The sequence below is a fragment of the Bacteroides sp. 1_1_30 genome, from assembly GCF_020982715.1.
Lineage (GTDB): Bacteria > Bacteroidota > Bacteroidia > Bacteroidales > Bacteroidaceae > Bacteroides > Bacteroides xylanisolvens.
This window is the reverse complement of sequence record NZ_JAJKHN010000041.1, coordinates 37,613-58,676: the sequence shown is the minus strand read 5'-3', so window position 1 is coordinate 58,676 and position 21,064 is coordinate 37,613. Positions and strand designations below refer to the sequence as shown.

The window sequence follows — 21,064 nt, the reverse complement described above, 5'->3', positions numbered from 1 at the left end:
AATAAATGAGATAATTAATTGAATAATAACAATTTAACTAACTGAATCAGCTAGTGATTTCAACTACTGATTCGCATTATTAGCTAAAATATAGAAAGTTATTAATAGACGGATTTTTATTCATGGAGATAGCTGCATTATTATCAGGAGGTGTCGACAGTTCGGTTGTCGTACATCTCCTTTGTGAGCAAGGATATAAGCCTACTCTTTTTTACATTAAGATAGGTATGGACGGAGCGGAATATATGGACTGTTCGGCAGAGGAGGATATTGAATTATCTACTGCAACGGCACGTAAATACGGTCTGTCTTTGGAAGTGGTGGACCTGCATCAGGAGTATTGGGAGAATGTGGCGGCGTATGCCATTGATAAAATTCGGCAGGGATTGACACCGAATCCGGACGTGATGTGTAATAAGCTTATCAAATTCGGCTGCTTTGAACAGCGTGTCGGGAAAGATTTCGACTTTACAGCAACCGGTCACTATGCCACCACCTTACAACGTGATGGTAAAACATGGCTGGGCACGGCAAAAGATCCCGTGAAAGATCAGACAGACTTTCTCGCCCAGATTGATTACCTGCAAGTTTCCAAACTCATGTTTCCCATTGGAGGGTTGATGAAGCAGGAGGTACGTGAGATTGCAAACCGTGCCGGATTGCCTAGTGCCAAAAGGAAAGACAGTCAGGGGATTTGTTTTCTTGGAAAGATAAACTACAATGATTTCGTTCGTCGTTTTTTAGGAGAAAAGGAAGGGGCAATTGTTGAACTGGAAACCGGAAAGAAAGTGGGTACACATCGCGGCTATTGGTTCCACACAATTGGTCAGCGGAAAGGGCTCGGATTGAGTGGAGGTCCCTGGTTTGTAGTCAAGAAGGATATTGAGGAAAATACTATCTACGTATCTCGTGGCTACGGTGTAGAGACACAATACGGTAATGAATTCCGGATGCATGATTTCCATTTCATTACTGATAATCCTTGGAAAGGTCAGGAGAAGGAGATAGACATTACTTTCAAGATTCGCCACACTCCCGAATTTACAAAAGGAAAACTGATACAGGAAGGGGAGAGGCAGTTTCACATCTTGTCGTCCGAAAAGTTGCAAGGCATTGCTCCGGGACAGTTTGGGGTGATTTATGATGAAGAAGCAAAAGTTTGTGTGGGGAGCGGTGAAATCATCTGTTAAATAGTTTATTTTGATTGGTGAAGATTGGATTATCAGGAGATTTTTCACTACTTTTGTTTCGTAGAATATAAATAAAGGAGGATTGCTTATGACAACGATGGAATTGAAAAGTCTGAAAATGGACTTGGTGGAGGAACTCCTGAGTTTGAATGACAAAGAGATGCTCAATCGAGTGAAGAACTATTTGAAACGACTGAAAAAAATGGAAGCTGAAAAAGAAGAGGAAGAAATCACGAAAGAAGAAGTTCTAGCAGGGATTGACGCCGGACTGAAAGAGGTAAAACTTTCAATGGAAGGTAAGTTGGAGGTAAAGACTGCAAGAGAGTTCATTAATGAATTATGAAATTATAGTTAAGCCGACATTTCAGCGGGAGGCTAAAAGGTTGGCGAAACACTATTCCTCTTTTAAGGAGGATTTTGTTTCATTGATTGATGATTTAGAACAGAATCCTCTGCTAGGAACGGACTTGGGACATGGACTGCGCAAAGTTCGTATGAAAATAACTTCAAAAGGAAAAGGTAAAAGTGGAGGAGCAAGGGTTATAACATTTACTTTAGTCGTTTCTCAACAAGATGCAGTTTTGAATCTTCTTTATATTTATGATAAAGCAGATAGAGCGTCTATATCAGAAAAGGAAATAGAACAACTTCTGAAACAGAATGGATTGAAATAGAATAGAGAAAGGCACTGTTCACTAGTTTGTGCTAATAGGATGTGTAGGGTAATTCTTATAAGGCGGCATCTCAGATATAGTATTCCGCTAAATCCACAATCCCAGCCCTCATCGCATATTTAGTAGCTTCATGTACATTATTTACTCCCAATTTGCGAAAGATATTCTTACGATGACTGTTTATCGTATGGAAACTAAGATTTTTCTCTGCTGCAATCTCTTTCGTCGTTTTTCCCAATGCAATTTCTTTTAGGATATTCTTCTCCGTTTGTGTCAATAGATGATCGTCTACGCTTGAGGCAGCCAGCGGAGAAGAAGCGCCCGAAAGCAACAGATTGCTGACATGATTGCAAATATACCGTTGTTTGCGGGTGGCACATTGAATGGCAGTCATGATTTCTTCTTTTGAATTATCTTTCATCACTACCCCGAAAGCCATACTGCTGAACAGTACCTGGCGGAGAAAGTTCAGGCTAAGTTCGTCAGAGAATAGAATCCAGTCGGCTTCCTTGAATCTTTCCTGCAAGACAATCAATTCATCCGCCCCGGCAAAATTGAACAGTGTATAATCCAATACAATCACCGCTTGCGGATGCAATCGTAGCTGCTGAATCAGTTCAGCCTTGTTATCAGCTTCTAAAAGGAGGGACACTTCCTTTTGTTTACTTAGCAGGAACATCATTCCTGCCTTACTGATATCCTGATTGTCTGCGATGATAAATTCTCTCATAAGCAACGATGAATAAAAAAACTCCGCTACAAATGTACGCATTTTGCGCGATTTGTAGCGGAGTTATGATAAGATTCTTGTATCCGGATTACCAGGAACGTCCTTTGAAGATATTTGACTGGTCAAGCGGAACGATATTTCCGTTCAATGTCAGGTTATTGTTGCTGAAGTTCGGGCTGATGCTAACCGAAGCAGCATTGTTTCCGCTGCTCATATTGATAAATACTTGAGCGGAGATGCCGATACCCTGAACGCTGAATGAGCAGTTCACATTTCCTTTTTTGTCGATATTCATCTTCATATCCGAAGAATTACCATCTACTGTAACACCACCGATTCCGTTAGGACCTGGGTAAGGAGTGTTGAAAGCAGTCTGTACGGTAGCTCTGTTGCCGTTCATCAAGACGAAGTTTGTGTTTGAAGTAACAAAAGCACTCATACCGTTGCGGAAGACAACCTGATTAGCTTCCAATACAAATTGCTTGTTCTTCAAAGCCTGTACAGCTTGTTGATAGGCTGCCATGTCCTGCACCTCTTCTTCGGCACGGAGTTTTGCTCTTTCTGCATCTCTTTGAGCTTTTCTTTCTGCGCGGCGTGCTGCTGCGTTACTTTCTTGTGCATACATCATTGTGCTTGCACTTACTAATACTAATGCTACTAATGCAATAAACTTTTTCATAACTTTTTTTTGTTTAGGTTTAATACGTTGTTCGTTTATTGCAAAAACAAAGTGTATGCCAGATTGTTCACGAACGTCTTGCAATTTTATATCCGATGGCTGCCACAGTGATACTCATTAAGGGGCTGATAATGTTGAAAAAACAATAAGGTAGATACACAAGTGTGGGTACACTCAAGATAGTAGCTTGTGTCATTCCGCAACTATTCCATGGAATCAATACGGATGTAACGGTTACTGCATCTTCCGTCGTACGGCTTAGTAAGCAACTTTCATACCCTTTCTTGGCATAAATATCGCGAAACATATTTCCCGTCAGAATGATACTGATGTATTGGTCGGCAGTTGTCAGATTAAGAAACAGGCCGGAGCAGACTGTCGCTCCAACCACGCCGACTGTTTTCTTCATGAAGCGGACGAAGATGGAAGTGATACTTCCCAGCATACCGCTTGCTGTCATTGCCCCGCCAAAACACATGGCACACAGAATCAGCCAAATCGTATTCATCATTCCCGCCATCCCACGTGTAGCGATTAAATCTGTCAGAACGGCATTGTCTGTATGTAAATTTGTCGCTCCATAGACGGTCATCATCAGTCCTTTGAACAAAGAATCGAATCCGGAAACGGCAACTCCGGAAATCTCTTGCAACAACTCCGGCTGAAATATCAAAGCAAAGACACCAGCCAGCAGAGTGGATAGGAACAGCGTAACGATAGAGGGTACTTTCCGTGCTATCAGTATTCCGGTTACAACAGGGACTATTAACAACCACGGAGTGATATGGAACTTTTCATTCAAAGCGGTTGCCACCTCCGCAATATGTTGTGTATTGCTGGCATCATGGGAAAGTCCTGCCACTGTGAAAATAATCAGCGTGATGATAAGAGACGGTACCGTAGTAATCATCATATAACGAATGTGACGGAACAGGGGAGTGTCTGTGATGGAAGACGCCAGGATAGTGGTTTCGGATAAAGGAGATATTTTATCCCCGAAGTATGCCCCCGAAATGATAGCTCCGGCAATCCATCCATCTTCAAAGCCTTGCGCCTTTCCGATACCCATCAATGCAATACCGATAGTGGCAATAGTGGTCCACGAACTTCCGGTCATTACAGAAATCAACGCGCAGATGATGCAGGTCGATGCCAGGAAGAAACTGGGATGGATAATTTGCATCCCGTAATAGATTAAAGTCGGCACTACTCCGCTAATCATCCAAATGCCACTCAACGCACCGATTATCAACAGAATGATGATGGCTGTTGCCACTCCGGCAATATTGTTGGTGATGGCGAGCTCGTAATCTTTCCAGGGAATCTTATAAAACACCATACCGATCAGGATACAAATGGCTGTAGTGGTAAGCAATGACACTTGACTTCCGCCGCTTAGGGCATCACTGCCAAAGGTACGGATAGTGGCAAACAATAATAACACCAGTACAACAATCGGTATCAACGATACGAGGGGAGAGGGAGCTTTCTTCATCTTGATTCTTATAACCTTTTATTTATTTTCCGGCTACTGTTTGTTGATAGCCGCGCAAAGATACAACAAAAAAGAATGAAATCTTTTGCTTCAAAACATCTGGTAATAAAAATTATTAGATGTTTATATTTGATTGGAATATATAGGAGACGGCTCAACTGGCAAAAGTCTTGCGCCTGATCCACCAGTAACGGATGAAAAGCACTCCTGTCAGGATGAGGGCGATGGATAATCCGGTATAGAAAACAGAAATGAACGTTTCGGGCAGGAGGTGGAAGCTACGGATGGTGATTCCCAGGGAAATCATGAATATCATTGTAATCCAGCTTTTCACATCGAAAAAGGAGAACGGACAATTCCGGCGTTCTTTCTTTTGCTCGATTCGCTGGGTATGTTTATAGTAGAGCCTTCTGAAAACCAATACGAAGAATAATAAGAAAACCACGGTGGCTTCTCCTATTTTGAACATCCAATCTTGGGAAGTGTTTAACCAGGTCACAATTCCTATTCGCAGAATATTGGCACCGGCTATAATCCAGACGGCACCGGCTGTGATAAGTAAGATTTGTCTGTTAACTCCGTATTTCATTGGCGTTTTATTGTAATAAACGGTTTGACCGTTCGTTTTGTTGACTCATTTCTTGTAGAAAATCGTAATTAATAAAGAAATCCCGGTTAAAATGACTCCGATACTGATAACTCCGTGCCAGCCATACAGTTGCCAAAAGCTGCCTGCCAGAAATGTTCCCATAGAACCACCGATAAAGTAAGTAGTCATGAAAACTGTATTAATACGGTTCGAAGCACGCGGATTCAGTTCGAAGATACTTGTCTGGTTACTTAGCTGGATGCACTGCATTCCTATGTCAATGATGATGATACCGGCGATGATACCGACAAAGGTGTTTTCACCGACGAAGAACAACAACCAGGCAAAGAGAATCAAACCGCAGCCGATAAAGTTGAAGCGGCGTACACCTACCCGTTTTACGTATCTTCCTACAAAAGAAGCAGTCAATGCACCGGCTACTCCGCAAAGTCCCAGCATACCGATTACATCGCTGTTGGCGAAGAACGGAGCTTGTCCCATTTTAAAAGCCAGACAGGACCACATGGCAAGGAGAGAACCGAAATTCAGTGCTGCCCGAATCGAATAAATGCGTAGTTGCGGATATTCTTTCACTAAGGCTAACAGAGATTTCATCAGGTCGCTATATTTTCCCTGGAAGTTGGTCTGAATATCGGGAAGGACTTTTAATACAACAATCGCGCAGATAAACATCATGCCTGCAGCAATGTGATACATTTCCCGCCAGCCAATCAGTTCACCGATAAATCCGCTGACGACACGTGAAGCCAGAATACCGGTCAATAGTCCTGATAAGACAATTCCTACGTTTCTGCCTTTATGTTCCGGACGGGAAAACTGCGCGGCTATGGGAATGAATATTTGTGGAATCATGGAACAGACTCCCGTGAGGAATGAAGCGATGAGTATCAGATGGAAATTGCGTGTCAAGGCAATCGTCAAGAGGGAGAAGATTAGGACGGTGAAATTGACAAGGATGATTTTCTTTCGTTGATATAAGTCGCCTAAGGGGGTGATGAACAACAGTCCTGCTGCATAGCCTATTTGCGTGACCATGGCAATCAGGTTAGTTCTGAACTCTGATATGCCAAGTTCATGGCGTATCATATTTAATAGAGGTTGGATATAATAGATGTTGGCTACCGAGACACCTGCCACAATAGCAAGTGTCCAGAGGATGGATGCCGGTAGTCCTCCGTTTTCTTTTAATGGCTGTTTCATGCGGCAAAGATAATAAAATAAGATGTTTATTCGATGAAGAAAGTAGTGGAAACTGTGTTGCCTTCTCCGTCTACTGTCGTCAGGGAATGTTTGCCGGGAGCGGGTTGCAGGGAAATTTTGTGGAAATCCTGCGTTTGTGTCTGATAGGTGTCGTCAAGATGCCAGAAGATAGTCGCATTGGGGTTACTGTGTGCCAGTTCGACCGTGAGAAACCCTTTACTGCCGTCCAATTGTTTGGGCAACTTGATATGGGCGTTCATCGGAGGGTAGATGAACTGCATGGATTGGAAAGAATCTTCTCCACAGCCGGCTTTGAAAGGTGGCAGTGGTTTGTATTCCGGATGGTGCTGTTTATAGTACCACTCCCATACGGGTGGCAGGGCAAACCATGATTTCTGAATGGTAGGTTCGGTATTTGCACAGTTTTCATAGATGCGGTGGCTTTCATCGGCAGATAGGGTGACGAGATGATGGTAAGGACAAGCCTCTGTCCGTAATCCGGCAGGAAGAATCAATACGGTATCAGTTTCTTCACAGAAACGTCCTTTCAGATGACCGGACTGGCGGCATATTTCCGCATCAACGAAAACGTCTGTGGGACGTTCGAACCAGGATGAAGAAGGGAGATAACTGAATATGTCGAATAATACGGGACCGGCAGTTTGTGCACCAACCAATCCGGGCTTTCCTTCTCCGGTTGCATTGCCTACCCATACGCCTACTGCATAGCGCGGAGTCACACCCACTGCCCACGCATCACGGAATCCGTAGCTGGTTCCGGTTTTCCATGCGATAGTTTGCATGGATGGAATTGATTTCCAATCAATCTCTTCGGGACGGTTGACTTCTGTTAAGGCGGAGAGGGTGAGCCAGGCTGCTCCTGCTTTAGCCGAAGTGGTTTCTTCCGAATTCTCTTCTATGGAGATAGGACTGGAGTTACTTTGTTCTCGTTTTTTCTGCTTGTTATGATTGCTTTTATGATTACGGCTTGTTTGCTTCGTATCATTGTTTATTGGTTCTGTATTTTCTGTTTCCAGTAGTATCTGTGCTTCCTTTCCTTGAGATACGGTCGGGGAGGGGCTATTGCTGGAAAGGCTTCGTCCCATTTGCGCATAGGCATTCGTTACATCCCATAATGTTGCTTCTGCACCTCCTAAAATCAGTGACAAACCATAATGAGAGGCTGCTCGATTGATAGTCTTGAATCCCATCTGTTGCAACAAATGGTGAAACTTGGGTACTCCATATCTTTGTAACATGGTTACAGCCGGGATATTCAACGAACGGGCAAGGGCTTCGGAAGCGGGAACAGCTCCTTCAAACTGCATACTGAAGTTTTGAGGAGTAAATCCGTTGATATTAACCGGTACATCCGGTAACAGCATTTTCGGCAATAAACTTCCTTCCTGTAGCATGGCATTGTAGAGAAAGGGCTTTAAAATACTGCCTGTACTTCTGGGAGCTTGGATCACATCTACCTGGTTTCCTCCTTGTTTACGGTCGAAATGTACATTTCCGCAGTATGCTACTACTTGATTGGTGGGAATGTCGATAACCAGAATTGCCAGGTTGCGGATATCACTTCGATTAAACTCGTTGCTCCACCGTTCTGCCAAACTCTCTATGTGGGTTTGTATCCCTCTGTCAATAGTTGAACGGGTATATAGCCCGTTTCTTTCCTGATAGAAACGACTGACTAGGTGGGGAGCTATTTGAGGAAGCGGATGCGGCTCGTCGGGTAACGGTTCGCTGACAGCTAATTCGTAGGTAGACGTATCGATAATCTCTTCTTCAAAAAGTTGCTTTAATAGACGGTTGCGTTTGGAAAGCAGTGTCTTTCGTCCTTTGGATAGATGGATCATGGCAGGGGCATTGGGGAGGACAGCCAGCATGGCCGATTCCGCCCATGATAAATCTTCGGCAGAATGACCGAAGTAACGCCAGGCAGCAGCATCCAATCCTACAACATTTCCTCCGAATGGCGCATGAGAGACATACATGGATAAGATTTCCTCTTTAGAAGCCCGAAATTCCAGACGGGTAGCCCATATCATTTCAACGACTTTCTCTCCGAGAGTTCTGGGCTTGTTCCGGGCGAGACGAATGGTTTGCATGGTAAGAGTACTTCCTCCGCTTACGACACGTTTGTTCTTTAAATTTTGATAGAGTGCCCTTCCGGTAGCTAACGGATTAACTCCCCAGTGGTGATAAAAGTGTTTGTCTTCAAAGGTAATGAGGCATTGCTTGATTTTTTCGGGTGTTGTTTTTCGGGGAGAAAACCGCCATTGACCGTCCGATGCGATACGTGCTCCCAATAATTCTTCATTTCGATCAGTCACAACGGTAGAGTAGGGTACATGAAACAGTTGCCGGGGAAGGCAAAAGATGTATCCTATTATCAAAAGAGTAATGCTTATAGTCATTACTTTCTTAGTGACAGATAATCGTTTGAAGAATTTTATAGGATTCATTTAAATATTAAAAGCTAAGAGACATATCTTTGTGACAAATAATTAAGTAAGAAATAATAAGGTACGAAATAATTAGGCACGGATTACACGGATTACGCGGTTTAAGTGAACGAGTAGAACCGTGAAATCCGTGTAATCCGTGCCAAGTATTATCGACTGACAATGGTTCTTCCTGCTTTGCTTCGTGCCTGTACGTTTACATCATACATCGCTTCACATTGAACGGCAGGGAGAATAAAGTTACCAGCATAGGTCGCTTGTAACCTGACAGTGAATACCTTTGTCTCACCGCGGCGCAGATTGAAATAGGTCAACACCCTGTCATCACGTATATCCTGATAGCTGTACTTGCTGACTGATTGACCGGAGCCGTCGGCTGCTGCGTTTTCCGTTTCGGGAGCAACCATTCTTTCATTGTATATTTCCCAACCGGACGGTATGATATGCGTCAGTGCCAGATTAGTGTAATCGGAAGTACCGCTGATATTGGATATTGAGGTGATAGCCATAAAGTCAGTTCCCTGTATGATGTCATTGACAGAGAGCGGTGTACCGTTCAGGTTAGCATATCTTATATCCATGCGGAGGTTATCGCTGATAGCTGGTAACGTATCGTTTAATAACTGCGTACGTGTGATAAGGTCTACGCTAAGCGCTCCCTTTCCTTGATTCTTCACAGAAACAGTGCCGGATTTTGGAGTGGTAGCGATCTCTTTTTCAAACACAGCTTTGGCTGATTTTACAGCCGGTTGCTGTTTATCGTTCCATGACCATACAAAATCCAGTGTGCCTGATAACTTTTCTGCCAGACGTCCCATTGCCATCAGAGCAAAAGCGGTAGATTGTGTACTGAACCAATCCTCTTGTGACAGATTCTTAGAAACGACTTTCGCTTGTTGCAAAGCATCCCGTTCCCGGTTCATCAGGATGAGTGTTTCCAAAATCATAGCTTCATCACGATCGGAAGAACCGTAAATCTGATTCATGGAAGAGTAGGGGTTCACCGTTGTTTCCACATTATACACAAGTTCTTCAGCCGGTTTCATCTTTCCGGTCAGTGCGTATGCGGCTGCCAGCCTCCATTTGGCCTGAATAGATAATCCGGTCTGTTCTTTCATTCGGTTCATGGCTCCATATTCCGGTACTCCTGCCAATGCAAGGGTATATAAACGGAAGGCTTGTTGCAATTCCGACTGCCATTGCTGCCAACCGCTTGCTTCCTGCGGCATACGCCAGTTTTGTGCGGCTGCACGTTGGAAGCGCTTCCACTTGTTCAGTACGTTCGCATGAACGGCATATCCTTTTTCTTGCGCCAGCGTCAGGAACATTCCTGCATAAGAACTGATCCATTCGTCGGCAACAGCATTCCCCGGCCAATATACAAATCCGCCGTTGGGGAGCTGACGACCATAAATCTGCCGGATAGCTTCCTGTACATTCGTCTTTATCTTTTCGGCTTCCGTCTTATCTATCGTCTTGAATTGAGCGACAAACAGAAGAGGCAGAGCCTTGGAAGTCAACTGCTCCGTGCAATGGTGCTGATAATTGTATAAGAAGTCGAACCGACGGCTGATATCTACCGAAGGTATGCGGGATACTTCCAGCTTGATCTGATTATTTGCGGAAGAACTGCTTAGGTTGTATGACAATTCTTTGCTTTGTCCGGCTTCTATCCATTGACTGTTGCGCAGGGTTACTACCGGATTCGGATTGCGTACGTCTATTTCAATGGTTTCTTTGGTTTGTTGTCCACCGCCATTTGCTGTCAGGTGGATCGTAGCCTTTCCGGTTTTGCTGCCTGTTTTTAAGGTAAAGAAGACAAGTTGGTCTCCCGGTTGGGTAAATTTGAGCGATTGTTGGTTAGCTCCTACAATCTGTACTCCTCCACCGGATGCCTGAAGTGATACGGTCACATTCTTCACTTGATTCTCCATCGCAAAGATATTGACCGGAACGGTAATTTCTTCCTGAATACTAAGCACACGGGGCAAAGTAGACAACATCATCAATGGAGTTCGTACGAAGGCAGTCTTTTCCGCATTGCCATAAGCACCGTCCTGTCCGGCAACCACCATGGCACGTACCGAACCTACGTACATCGGAAGTTTCAATGTATGCGTCTGGCTCTTTCCTTTTCCCAGATAGAAAGGACCTATAAACTTGACTACCGGTTTAAAACGGTTTGCTTTAGCATCGGCAGGTTTCAGTGTGGCGTCTCCACCTGTGCTGAAAAGCGAACTGTAGCTTCCGGCAGAAGCTCCCAATACATTATCATACATATCCCATGTCCGGATGCCAAGCGCTTCGCGTGAATAGAAATCATTCCATGGGTCCGGGGTCTTGAAGTTGGTAAGATCCAATAAACCGTCGTCTACAATCGCCAATGTATAAGTCATCGGTTTACCGCTCTTTTCGCTGACGGTCACGTTGAAGTTGGTTTCCGGGCGTAACACTTCCGGCATCTGTATCTGCGGTTGCAATACTGTCTGACTGTTAGTGACAAATACTGGAACAACACCGTACATACGGATAGGCAGGTCATTGACTGTTTGTGCGTGAGGCTGTAACAGACTGATATGCAAATATACGTTCGGAGTCATCTCCGGCGTAATCTTGAATGTATATTTCGTATCTCCTCCGTTGGAGACTTCTATCCATTCCTGACGTAATACTGTCGAACCGTTTTCGATAGATACCAGTGCACGTCCTCCCGCTGCTGCAGGAATAATGGCTGTGGCTGTTTCTCCAATTTCATACGAATCTTTGTTCAGAGAGAAAGCAAGCATCTTGATACCGCTGGGATCTGTTTTGCTCGAACGTCCGCGCCATTCCGGCCAGTCTATATAAACGGTTCCTCCAGTGGCATGTCCGCTCTCTTTGTCTTTTACGTAAACCAAATATCGTCCCCACGACGGATAATCGACGCGGAACTTGAAGGATGCTTTCCCGCCTCTTGTCTGTAAATTGCCGCTGGCAACAGGCGTGATGGAACTGTTGTTGATGTAAGTGCCAAAAGATTCACCGCTGTTCTCCCACCACCAGCTCCAGCCGATGCGGTATATTTTGTATTCCAGATTAGTACGGTTCACTAACTGTCCCTGCGTGTTTACAGTCACGATGTCGAATACGTGGTCTTTGTCCGTTTCAATATATTTGCCTTTCGGCTGGTTCAAGTTGATACCGATGTAAGATGTAAATGGCGAGAATGGGATTGTTTGGGTGTAGATGCTGGCATCTCCTCCCGGTTCGAATACACGGGTGGTGAAAGTTGCATTCAACATACCCGGTGCTTCGGTTGCGGTCGGAACTTTCAGTGTGACACTGGCTTTTCCTTCTGCATCCAGTGTACCGTCGAATACATCAGTTTTGATAGTTGTGAAATTCGTGGCCGGATTATTGAAGATATATTGTCCGTAATTCTTAAACTGTGTATTCACTTTAGATAAAGACATTTCTATTTTAGCTTTCAATTTGGAGGCAGTGGCTCCTGTCAGCCAGGTTGAAGTGAGTGGGGCGTAGACATCCTTGTCCGTAGCTTGAAGAGTCTTCGGCAATGCCAGGTTTATTTTCAAGCGGTTGGGCTTTATGGTTTCGATACGCAGACCTTTGTGGAAGGTGGTTCCTCCTACTTTAATATATGCATTCCAGAGCCCGGTTGGATCTGTAGCCAGTGTCGGAACGTCGAATGTGTAAAATCCGTTCATTCCTTGCGTTGAAATCATTTTGGTGTAGAACTGTCCTCTCGGATTGTATATTTCCAGTGCTACGGGATGCTTGTCGGGGATTCTCTTTTCGCGGTCCTCCAATATAAAGGAAATGTGCAATGTGTCTCCCGGTCGCCATACTCCTCTTTCGCCATATATGAATCCTTTCAATCCCTTTTGAATATCTTTTCCTCCTACATCGAATCTGCTGACGGACTGTTCTTCACCGTCTACGACACGCACATACGCCTTTTGCTTTTCCGATTCTGCCACGATAATGAAAGGTACGCCCTTCGGAGTGATTTCAACGAACCCGTCTCCATTGGTTTCTCCCTTTCCTATGGGCTGTAATTGGAAATTATATGCTGTTACCTGTGCTTTTCCTATCGGTTTGGTGTCCAAAATATTGCTTACGGCAATCCATAGTTTGTTCAGTGAATTTCGTTTTACAATCATCCCCAGATTGGAAGCAAACACATTACATGCAGCAATTCGGTCTGAATTCATATAATAAGATGGATGGCATGGATTGTCGCGTTCCGTCCATCGGTACACGCTCCAGTCCATTGTTCCTCCGTTGTAATAATAGTAAGCTTCGGGCGTATTCCAGATGGCTTCATCTTCTTCAGACAAGACACTTCCGCTTACTTTGGTCAACCCATCGGATGTGTTACTGTCGGCGAATTTCATATTCTGATTCTCGTTTCCTCCACAAGGATAAGCGGAGTATTCCTGACGGAATGAAAGTATGACACGGTATATGGCACCCGGCTCCTGATGAATCAACCCGGCAAGATCTATTGAGTAATCCCCCCAATGATGAATGTCTTTGGAAGCATCTTTGGCAAGCCACAATGTTTTCTTATAAACCAGCCTTCCTGAGCGGCGTAGCTCATTGGCTGAGGCGAGCGAATTGGTTTGCATGAACATCAATACATTATTCTCGAAGATACGGATCACACTCAAATCCACGGCATACAGATTGACAGCCCTGAAAGGAATAATCAGATTTTTCGAATCGGGCAGGATGGCGGCGGAGGTAGACATTTCTACTTGTGGTTTCAGACTAACTTCACTGAACGAGATCGTATGTGAAGTTCCCAGCGCTTTACCTTGACTGTCTTTGACTCCTTCATGGATATTCAATGTCAGTTTATTCTGCGTGTTTGCTTCGAAATAGATGAAGACTCTGTTCTCGTTAATTTGGAAGATAGATGAAGAGACTTCCGGAATCTCAATCAGTCCTTTTAAATCCTGGGTAGTGGATAAAGGAGCGGAGAAAACAATCTCAATTCCGTTTTCCGGTTGTTCAATGCGTTCGGCAGACATAAAACGGAAGCAATCTTTAGCCGGTATCAGCACTTCTTCGCTTTGTTTGCGGTCAATGCCGGCTGGGTTACCATTGGCTGTAATGGTCAATGGGTAATCATCAGCTTCTCTGGGTATTTGTCTGATGTTGAACTGATACCGGGTAAGGTTGTCTGTCGCGGTGACTTCTACCGGATAACTCTTCTTGCCATCGCTGGCAGTCAGCATCTTTTCCACTTCCTCTTTTTTCACTACATCGCTGAAGCGTATTTCTCCTTTAATATTTATTTCATCCGGTTGGGTAGCTGTAATTGGCAACGACTCCAACTGCAAAGTGAAGTTACGTTCCTGCACACGGAATGAGAAGTTGAACTCTTTTAGTTTTTTGTCCACTTCGATGAAGTCTCCCAGTTGGAAAGTTCCTTCGTAGAGCGTTCCCGGTTTCAATGTTCCTTCTTCCGGCACAAACTCAATGGTGTTGTTGCTTACCCAATATGCTTTTCCTTTTAATGAAGGGGAAAAGCTGAACGGATTGTTTTTTAACTCACTGTTCAGATCCACCATGGGTTGGTCATGGGTCAACTCTATGCGTATGGTTGAATTCTGTGAAATAACTCCTCCCGTATACGCATTTACATACGGTGCATAATCGGCAGAAGGAATGATGTCTTTTTGAGTACGTGTGCATGAATATAGGCCCACAGTCATCATGATAAGTAGGAGTAGTCCGGTAGCACTAATGCTACGTGTAGTCTTTGTTAGTCCCATAGCGATGAGTTTTTTATAGTTCAACAAACAAATATACAGTTTTTATGCTAAATCCTTTGTTATTCTGATTATTTTTGCAAGTTCTTAATCAATTTATTTATGGGGAAAAAGAAAGAATACAAAGAGGCCAATCGACGATTTCTGAAAAAACTGTCTTTTCAGGAAGGTGTTTTTGCGTTGCCGTGTGGAATTTATTACAAAGTTTTGGAAACTGGTGAAGGTACGATTTCTCCGGGTGCGCGGAGTATTGTTACCGTGCATTACAAAGGAAGTCTGATTGATGGCCGGGTATTTGATAATTCTTATGAACGTACTTGTCCCGATGCCTTACGTCTTAGTGATGTAATAGAAGGGTGGCAGGTAGCACTTCAGAAAATGCATGTTGGGGATAAATGGATTATCTATATACCTTATGCAATGGGATATGGTATTAAATCTTTTGATTCTATTCCTGCTTACTCGACATTGATATTCGAAGTGGAACTGCTTGGAGTTGCATAGAGGTGAGCTATATACGATCAGATGCATGGATATTTTTCTTTTAGCTTCTTCATAAAGGATTTGCTTTTGCAAAGGTAGCTAAAAGTAGAAATATCCGGTAATAAAAATATGCAGCTTTGGAGACATTTAATAATGCTGACCTATCTTATAGTTCCTTTATGTCCTTGGCAGAATTATCTTCTGCCAGTTCTTTAATCTCTTTATTCAAAAACACAGAAAGTACAGTTCTTACTACAACAACTCCGCCCAAGATTGCCAGCTCATCCAAAGTAGGATCAACTACAGTTTTCAGAATGTCGGATGCGATTAGAAATTCCAGTCCCAGCAAAAGGTAACTGCCGAAATCTGCTCTAAGCTGCCGGATATTATTAATGGTATAAGTTCCGTTGAACCGTTTTATCTCATTGCGCAGGAAGGCAACGAAACCAACGAGCACACCATAGGTCACAATCAGTAGACTGATAACACTGATGATAGTGGCGAGTGTATTTAAGAATGTGAGTAGCATTGTTGTATAATGTTTAGTATCTGTTATATAAACAAGCGAAGTTGTATATTAGTTCTTAAATAGATCTTTCGTTAGGATTGAGTTCTCAATCTAATTTGTGTATCAATAAAATACAAATCTCCATCTATTCCATAAAGTATCGCCTGTGTACTCAAAGTTGTTCAGCTTTACAACTATATCTTCATCTCCTGTATAGACTCATTTTCTCCATCTTTACTTAAGAATTCTATATTCAAATTAGAGGGGGGATCCATAAATCGTCTGAATTGGCAAATGAAATTAACTCTTCAATTTGCCTTCTCTTATAGCTCTCTGTTGGTCCAAACGTTCTTGTTGCTTCCTTTTTTCTTCTAATGAGGCTGGCTGCTTGCTCCATAATGCTATTGACTTGCGAGTACGCTCTATCCATTGCTTGTGAAATTCGTTGATGTATTCCATAATTTTATTGATTATGAACTTATGCAGATATGGTTATTAGGTTTATATCCAACAAAGTTCAGTTGATAAATTAGCATTGTTATATAATAATTCTTTGGTGTTTATGCCAATATCTTTTTATAAATATAGAATGGAAACGCTATTCCAAAAGTTTTTGTTTTTAAATAAAAATAGGAGAGTGCTGTATTGAGGACTCTCCTTATGTATAAAAGTAATAAATTACTTACCCAAAGCCTGAGCTCTGTCAACAGCACAAGCTACTGTACAACCTACCATCGGGGTGTTACCAATTCCCAGGAATCTCATCATTTCTACGTGAGCAGGAACAGATGAAGAACCAGCGAACTGAGCGTCTGAGTGCATACGCCCCATCGTATCTGTCATACCGTATGAAGTAGCGACACTGCATCCCTATAATTCAATCAAATTAATCGTAAATGATTGTTTTACAGGTTAATATTGAAATGTTTTAAAGAACGCTCCAGATTATAAATCTCTCTGCTTTGAATAAATGGTCGTGAATAAGTCACAAACCTTATATATTTAGTAATGCTGTTACTTCATTTTTTAGTTTTGGCAAATGATTAATAACCATACTCCAAAGTATATCTACGGATAGACTATCATAGCCATGTATGATATAATTCCTGGCATCTACTATTTTACGAGAATTGGTTATAGCTATATCTTTATCAACTTTTAGTATTCTATTCATAGCTTCACCAATAATTTCTATGTTTCTTTCAACGGCTCGTCTAAGGCATAGGTTACTATAGAAGTCATCATAAACTTTAGGAGCATTGCCGAAGAAACTTTCTACTTCTTCAATGGCAGTTAGAATATCTTGCAAGTGTTTCTTTATTAATTCATCCATAGATTAAAGTTTTAGTTGCATCCACATTCTTCTTCAAATATGGATTCTTAATAGTCTGTTCTTCTAGTAAGTCTACTTTTCTACCAAACAAATTTTCTAAAGCATATTTGAAATCAAAGAAATTATCAAAGTAATCGCTTACTTCTGCCTTATTAAAATCGACAATTAAATCAACATCGCTGTTGTCATTAAAACGACTCGTAAGAACAGAACCAAAGACAAATAATTTATGTACCTTATGTTTTTTGCATAGGTCAATTATCTTTTGGATATTATTTTCAATCAGCTTCATAGGTGTATCTCCTTTCAATGCAAAGATAATTAATAACTCTTACTTTAACAAGGTATCATTAGGGATAGTTGTATTAATACTCTACTTTTTTTGCATTGGACTAATAAATACTTTCTTTTTTAGTTTAAAGTAGTATCTATATCCATCTTAGTAAAGTGAAATCAGTATTAGGTAGGAATACAAAACTAAACTATATTAGAAAGGTAGGAGAGAGGTAAATCAGCAGTTCAATCTATGAACATACTGAAAATAAAAAATCCCCATAACCTTATCAGTTACAGGGATTTACTATATGGTAATTATTTGAATTACTTACCCAAAGCCTGAGCTACGTCTACAGCACAAGCCACAGTACAACCTACCATAGGATTGTTACCAATTCCCAGGAAGCCCATCATTTCCACGTGAGCAGGAACTGATGAAGAACCAGCGAACTGAGCGTCAGAGTGCATACGACCCATCGTATCTGTCATACCGTATGAAGCAGGACCGGCAGCCATGTTATCCGGGTGAAGAGTACGACCTGTACCACCACCTGAAGCTACAGAGAAATATGGTTTACCAGCAAGAACACGTTCTTTCTTGTAAGTACCTGCAACTGGATGTTGGAAACGAGTCGGGTTAGTAGAGTTACCTGTGATAGATACGTCTACACCTTCTTTCCACATGATAGCTACACCTTCGCGAACGTCGTCAGCACCATAACATTTTACTTTTGCACGAGGACCGTCAGAGTAAGCGATTTCGCGAACAACTTTCAGTTCACCAGTAAAGTAATCGAATTGAGTCTGAACGTATGTAAAGCCGTTGATACGAGAGATGATCTGAGCAGCGTCTTTTCCAAGACCGTTCAAGATACAACGCAACGGTTCTTTACGTACTTTGTCTGCTTTAGCAGCGATTTTGATAGCACCTTCAGCAGCAGCGAAAGATTCGTGACCTGCCAGGAAAGCGAAACATTTAGTTTCTTCACGCAGCAACATAGCAGCAAGGTTACCATGGCCGATACCAACTTTACGGTCGTCAGCTACAGAACCCGGGATGCAGAATGCTTGCAGACCGATACCGATAGCTTCAGCAGCTTCAGCAGCGTTTGTACAACCTTTTTTAATAGCAATGGCAGTACCTACAACATAAGCCCATTTTGCATTTTCAAAACAGATAGGCTGAGTTTCTTCACACGTTTTATAAGGATCAAGTCCATGAGCTTCACAGATAGCGTTAGCTTCTTCGATATCTTTGATGCCGTTAGCGTTCAAAGCAGCGATAATCTGTTTGATACGACGGTCTTGGCTTTCGAATTTTACTTCTCTAATCATTGTTTCTTTCCTCCTTATATTATTCGTGACGTGGATCAATAGATTTAACTGCTCCCTGTTCTGCTGTTACGCGTCCGTAAGTACCTGTAACTTTCTTCAAAGCTTCGTTAGCATCAGTACCTTTCTTGATTTCGTCCATGAACTTACCCATGTGTACGAATTCGTATCCGCAGATTTCGTCGTTCTTGTCCAAGAAGATTTGTTTGATATAACCTTCTGCCATTTCAAGGTAACGAGGACCTTTAGCCAAAGTACCATAAAGAGTACCTACCTGGCTACGAAGACCTTTACCCAAGTCTTCCAAACCTGCACCGATAATCAAACCACCTTCAGAGAAAGCTGATTGAGTACGTCCGTATACGATTTGCAAGAAAAGTTCGCGCATTGCAGTATTGATAGCGTCGCAAACAAGGTCAGTGTTCAATGCTTCAAGGATCGTTTTTCCCGGAAGAATTTCAGCAGCCATAGCAGCAGAGTGAGTCATACCGGAACATCCGATAGTTTCAACTAAAGCTTCCTGAATGATACCTTCTTTAACGTTCAGTGTCAGTTTACAAGCACCTTGTTGAGGAGCGCACCAACCGATACCGTGTGTCAAACCAGAAATATCAACGATTTCTTTAGATTTTACCCATTTGCCTTCTTCGGGTATGGGAGCCGGTCCGTGGTTAGGGCCCTTCTTTACAACACACATGTGTTCCACTTCGTGTGAATAAGTCATAATTAGCTCTTTTTTTAGTGATATAATTAAAAATACGTAGTCACGATTCTCTAAATCGCCCACAAAGGTAGTCGATTTATTTGTTTCTGCAAATCGCCTTTTATTACTTTTTTGTGAAAAGAGACAAATCTGTTTACGTTTTTTCGTCGTTTGTAAAGTCGGGATTGCATTTGTGAAAGATTGAGACCGCGAGAACTATCTATCCTGTGCTTTGTTGTTATTAGAAAAAGAAAATTTATGGAACTGAATCAGATAGATATACATTATTTAATAGCGGCAATTTGCGTTATTTCATCTGCGCTTGTGTTTTATACGATAGGTGTTTGGGGAGAACGTCTTCAAAGGAAATTAAAGTTTTGGCATATCATTTTCTTTCTTCTCGGGTTGCTGGCCGACACGGTGGGTACAAGTCTGATGGAGCATATTGCCGAACTTACTCATCTGCATGACGAAATGCATACGGTGACAGGGGCAATTGCTATTCTTCTGATGTTTGTACATGCGTTATGGGCGATATGGACCTATGTGAAGGGAACGCCTATAGAAAAGAGACATTTTAATCGTTTCAGCATTGTAGTTTGGTGCATTTGGCTTATACCTTATTTAATAGGAGTTTATTTGGGGATGCGATTACATGTATAATAAATAGCCTGAATAGAGCCGGCTATTCATAAATCACCTTACAATATTCTTGTCGGCTGACGATAGCCGGCGATTCGGACAACTATCGTTGTCTGATTAGCCGACTGGAGTTGACTGGATAGCCGACTGGAGTCGTCTGTTATTAAACAGTTGCTTTCCGTTCGGGATATATATGCTATTTGCCTGTTTCTATTAATATAGCAAGTATTGGTTCTCACTATGTGGTGAAACTGTGAAATACATATTCTGTGAAGGATGTGAATACCGTGTTTTATATGATTTGTTCACAGGAAGTGTCTGTAAATGAGTTGATATGCGTCGTGTGAAGGCAGTGGAGGATAGATAATGAAGTTAAGACAGGTAAGATTGTGGAAGGATTATTACTGGATGTAGAATAAAATTCGTAGCTTTGCTGCATAATTTATATAAGAAAGTTATGATCGAAGTTGTAGAATCTACTTTGCAAAAGGCTGCGGGTGAAGGAATGGATGAATTTATCCAGGCGTTTACAGATAAATATAAAGAGATTATCGGTGGCGAACTAACTGCCGAAACAATGCCTCTGCTGACAGGGGAACAACATTCTTTGCTGGCTTATCAGATTTTTCGTGATGAGGTGATGGCGGGGGGATTTTGCCAATTGATTCAGAATGGTTATGGTGGCTATATATTTGATAATCCGTTTGCGAAAGTGATGCGTTTATGGGGAGCGGAAGAGTTTTCGAAATTAGTTTATAAGGCTAAGAAAATCTTTGATGCCAACCGGAAAGACTTGGAAAAGGAACGGACGGATGATGAATTTATGGCTATGTACGAGCAATATGAAGCTTTCGATGACTTGGAAGAAGCCTATTTAGAAATGGAAGAACAGGTCACAGCATTGATTGCAAGCTATGTAGATGAACATTTGGAACTTTTTGCAAAAATAATAAAGTAACGG

At 42.4% G+C, this 21,064-nt stretch carries 19 protein-coding genes and 1 pseudogene; 6 read left to right on the top strand and 14 right to left on the bottom strand.

What is annotated here, in order from left to right; translation table 11 throughout:
- Positions 1-122: 122 nt before the first annotated feature.
- The 3 genes from mnmA to LPH68_RS13650 all read left to right on the top strand — a co-directional run bounded on the left by mnmA (position 123) and on the right by LPH68_RS13650 (position 1,864).
- Positions 123-1,190, top strand: a complete 1,068-nt coding sequence (mnmA, locus tag LPH68_RS13660) for a tRNA 2-thiouridine(34) synthase MnmA (RefSeq protein ID WP_151923418.1) — start codon at positions 123-125, stop codon at positions 1,188-1,190.
- A gap of 88 nt (positions 1,191-1,278) precedes the next feature.
- Entirely contained in the window at positions 1,279-1,533 is a 255-nt protein-coding gene (locus LPH68_RS13655) for a hypothetical protein (protein WP_004316007.1), read from the top strand.
- Complete coding sequence (locus tag LPH68_RS13650; RefSeq protein WP_008643242.1) at positions 1,523-1,864, top strand: type II toxin-antitoxin system RelE/ParE family toxin; 342 nt, start codon at positions 1,523-1,525, stop codon at positions 1,862-1,864. Before LPH68_RS13655 ends, LPH68_RS13650 begins: the two co-directional genes overlap by 11 nt.
- A gap of 70 nt (positions 1,865-1,934) precedes the next feature.
- Here the strand turns inward: LPH68_RS13650 and LPH68_RS13645 are convergent, their stop codons facing one another.
- The 7 genes from LPH68_RS13645 to LPH68_RS13615 form a co-directional block, all read right to left on the bottom strand.
- Positions 1,935-2,594: a response regulator transcription factor gene (locus LPH68_RS13645; protein WP_008770885.1), complete on the bottom strand. Its 660-nt coding sequence runs from the start codon at positions 2,592-2,594 to the stop codon at positions 1,935-1,937.
- An 88-nt stretch (positions 2,595-2,682) separates the two neighbouring features.
- Complete coding sequence (locus LPH68_RS13640; protein ID WP_151923419.1) at positions 2,683-3,273, bottom strand: DUF4251 domain-containing protein; 591 nt, start codon at positions 3,271-3,273, stop codon at positions 2,683-2,685.
- 67 nt (positions 3,274-3,340) lie between these two features.
- Entirely contained in the window at positions 3,341-4,768 is a 1,428-nt protein-coding gene (locus LPH68_RS13635; protein WP_151923420.1) for a Na+/H+ antiporter NhaC family protein, read from the bottom strand.
- A gap of 154 nt (positions 4,769-4,922) precedes the next feature.
- Positions 4,923-5,357, bottom strand: coding sequence for a hypothetical protein (locus tag LPH68_RS13630; protein WP_008018526.1), 435 nt, complete (start codon positions 5,355-5,357; stop codon positions 4,923-4,925).
- A 45-nt stretch (positions 5,358-5,402) separates the two neighbouring features.
- On the bottom strand, positions 5,403-6,578 hold the full coding sequence (locus LPH68_RS13625) for an MFS transporter (RefSeq protein ID WP_151923421.1): 1,176 nt from the start codon (positions 6,576-6,578) through the stop codon (positions 5,403-5,405).
- Positions 6,579-6,604: 26 nt separating this feature from the next.
- Positions 6,605-9,049, bottom strand: a complete 2,445-nt coding sequence (gene pbpC / locus LPH68_RS13620) for a penicillin-binding protein 1C (protein WP_192923096.1) — start codon at positions 9,047-9,049, stop codon at positions 6,605-6,607.
- A 149-nt stretch (positions 9,050-9,198) separates the two neighbouring features.
- Positions 9,199-14,829: an alpha-2-macroglobulin gene (locus LPH68_RS13615; protein ID WP_151923422.1), complete on the bottom strand. Its 5,631-nt coding sequence runs from the start codon at positions 14,827-14,829 to the stop codon at positions 9,199-9,201.
- 99 nt (positions 14,830-14,928) lie between these two features.
- Here LPH68_RS13615 and LPH68_RS13610 point away from each other — a divergent pair, with 99 nt between their 5' ends.
- On the top strand, positions 14,929-15,330 hold the full coding sequence (locus LPH68_RS13610; protein ID WP_008021699.1) for an FKBP-type peptidyl-prolyl cis-trans isomerase: 402 nt from the start codon (positions 14,929-14,931) through the stop codon (positions 15,328-15,330).
- 145 nt (positions 15,331-15,475) lie between these two features.
- Here the strand turns inward: LPH68_RS13610 and LPH68_RS13605 are convergent, their stop codons facing one another.
- The 7 genes and pseudogenes from LPH68_RS13605 to LPH68_RS13575 form a co-directional block, all read right to left on the bottom strand.
- Positions 15,476-15,838 (bottom strand): DUF1622 domain-containing protein, encoded by a 363-nt coding sequence (locus LPH68_RS13605; RefSeq protein WP_004315995.1) that lies wholly within the window; start codon positions 15,836-15,838, stop codon positions 15,476-15,478.
- Positions 15,839-16,117: 279 nt separating this feature from the next.
- Positions 16,118-16,276 carry a hypothetical protein gene (locus LPH68_RS13600; protein WP_008021703.1) on the bottom strand — a complete coding sequence of 53 codons (159 nt, stop codon included), beginning with the start codon at positions 16,274-16,276 and terminating at the stop codon, positions 16,118-16,120.
- A 219-nt stretch (positions 16,277-16,495) separates the two neighbouring features.
- Positions 16,496-16,669 (bottom strand): annotated as a pseudogene (locus LPH68_RS13595) (GGGtGRT protein); the annotation flags it as partial.
- A 142-nt stretch (positions 16,670-16,811) separates the two neighbouring features.
- Positions 16,812-17,150, bottom strand: a complete 339-nt coding sequence (locus tag LPH68_RS13590) for a DUF86 domain-containing protein (RefSeq protein ID WP_004315993.1) — start codon at positions 17,148-17,150, stop codon at positions 16,812-16,814.
- A complete protein-coding gene (locus LPH68_RS13585; RefSeq protein WP_004315992.1) occupies positions 17,143-17,442 on the bottom strand; it encodes a nucleotidyltransferase family protein in 300 nt (99 codons plus the stop codon). Before LPH68_RS13585 ends, LPH68_RS13590 begins: the two co-directional genes overlap by 8 nt.
- 308 nt (positions 17,443-17,750) lie before the next feature.
- Entirely contained in the window at positions 17,751-18,761 is a 1,011-nt protein-coding gene (locus LPH68_RS13580; protein WP_008021709.1) for a GGGtGRT protein, read from the bottom strand.
- Positions 18,762-18,780: 19 nt separating this feature from the next.
- The gene (locus LPH68_RS13575; protein WP_007759112.1) at positions 18,781-19,482 is read right to left on the bottom strand and encodes an iron-sulfur cluster assembly scaffold protein; all 702 of its coding nucleotides are present in this window, start codon (positions 19,480-19,482) and stop codon (positions 18,781-18,783) included.
- Positions 19,483-19,719: 237 nt separating this feature from the next.
- Between LPH68_RS13575 and LPH68_RS13570 the strand changes: the two genes are divergently transcribed.
- Together LPH68_RS13570 and LPH68_RS13565 are read left to right on the top strand one after the other, a co-directional pair.
- Positions 19,720-20,124 carry an HsmA family protein gene (locus tag LPH68_RS13570; RefSeq protein WP_008643251.1) on the top strand — a complete coding sequence of 135 codons (405 nt, stop codon included), beginning with the start codon at positions 19,720-19,722 and terminating at the stop codon, positions 20,122-20,124.
- Positions 20,125-20,560: 436 nt separating this feature from the next.
- Positions 20,561-21,061, top strand: a complete 501-nt coding sequence (locus LPH68_RS13565; protein ID WP_008643253.1) for a DMP19 family protein — start codon at positions 20,561-20,563, stop codon at positions 21,059-21,061.
- Positions 21,062-21,064: the final 3 nt, after the last annotated feature.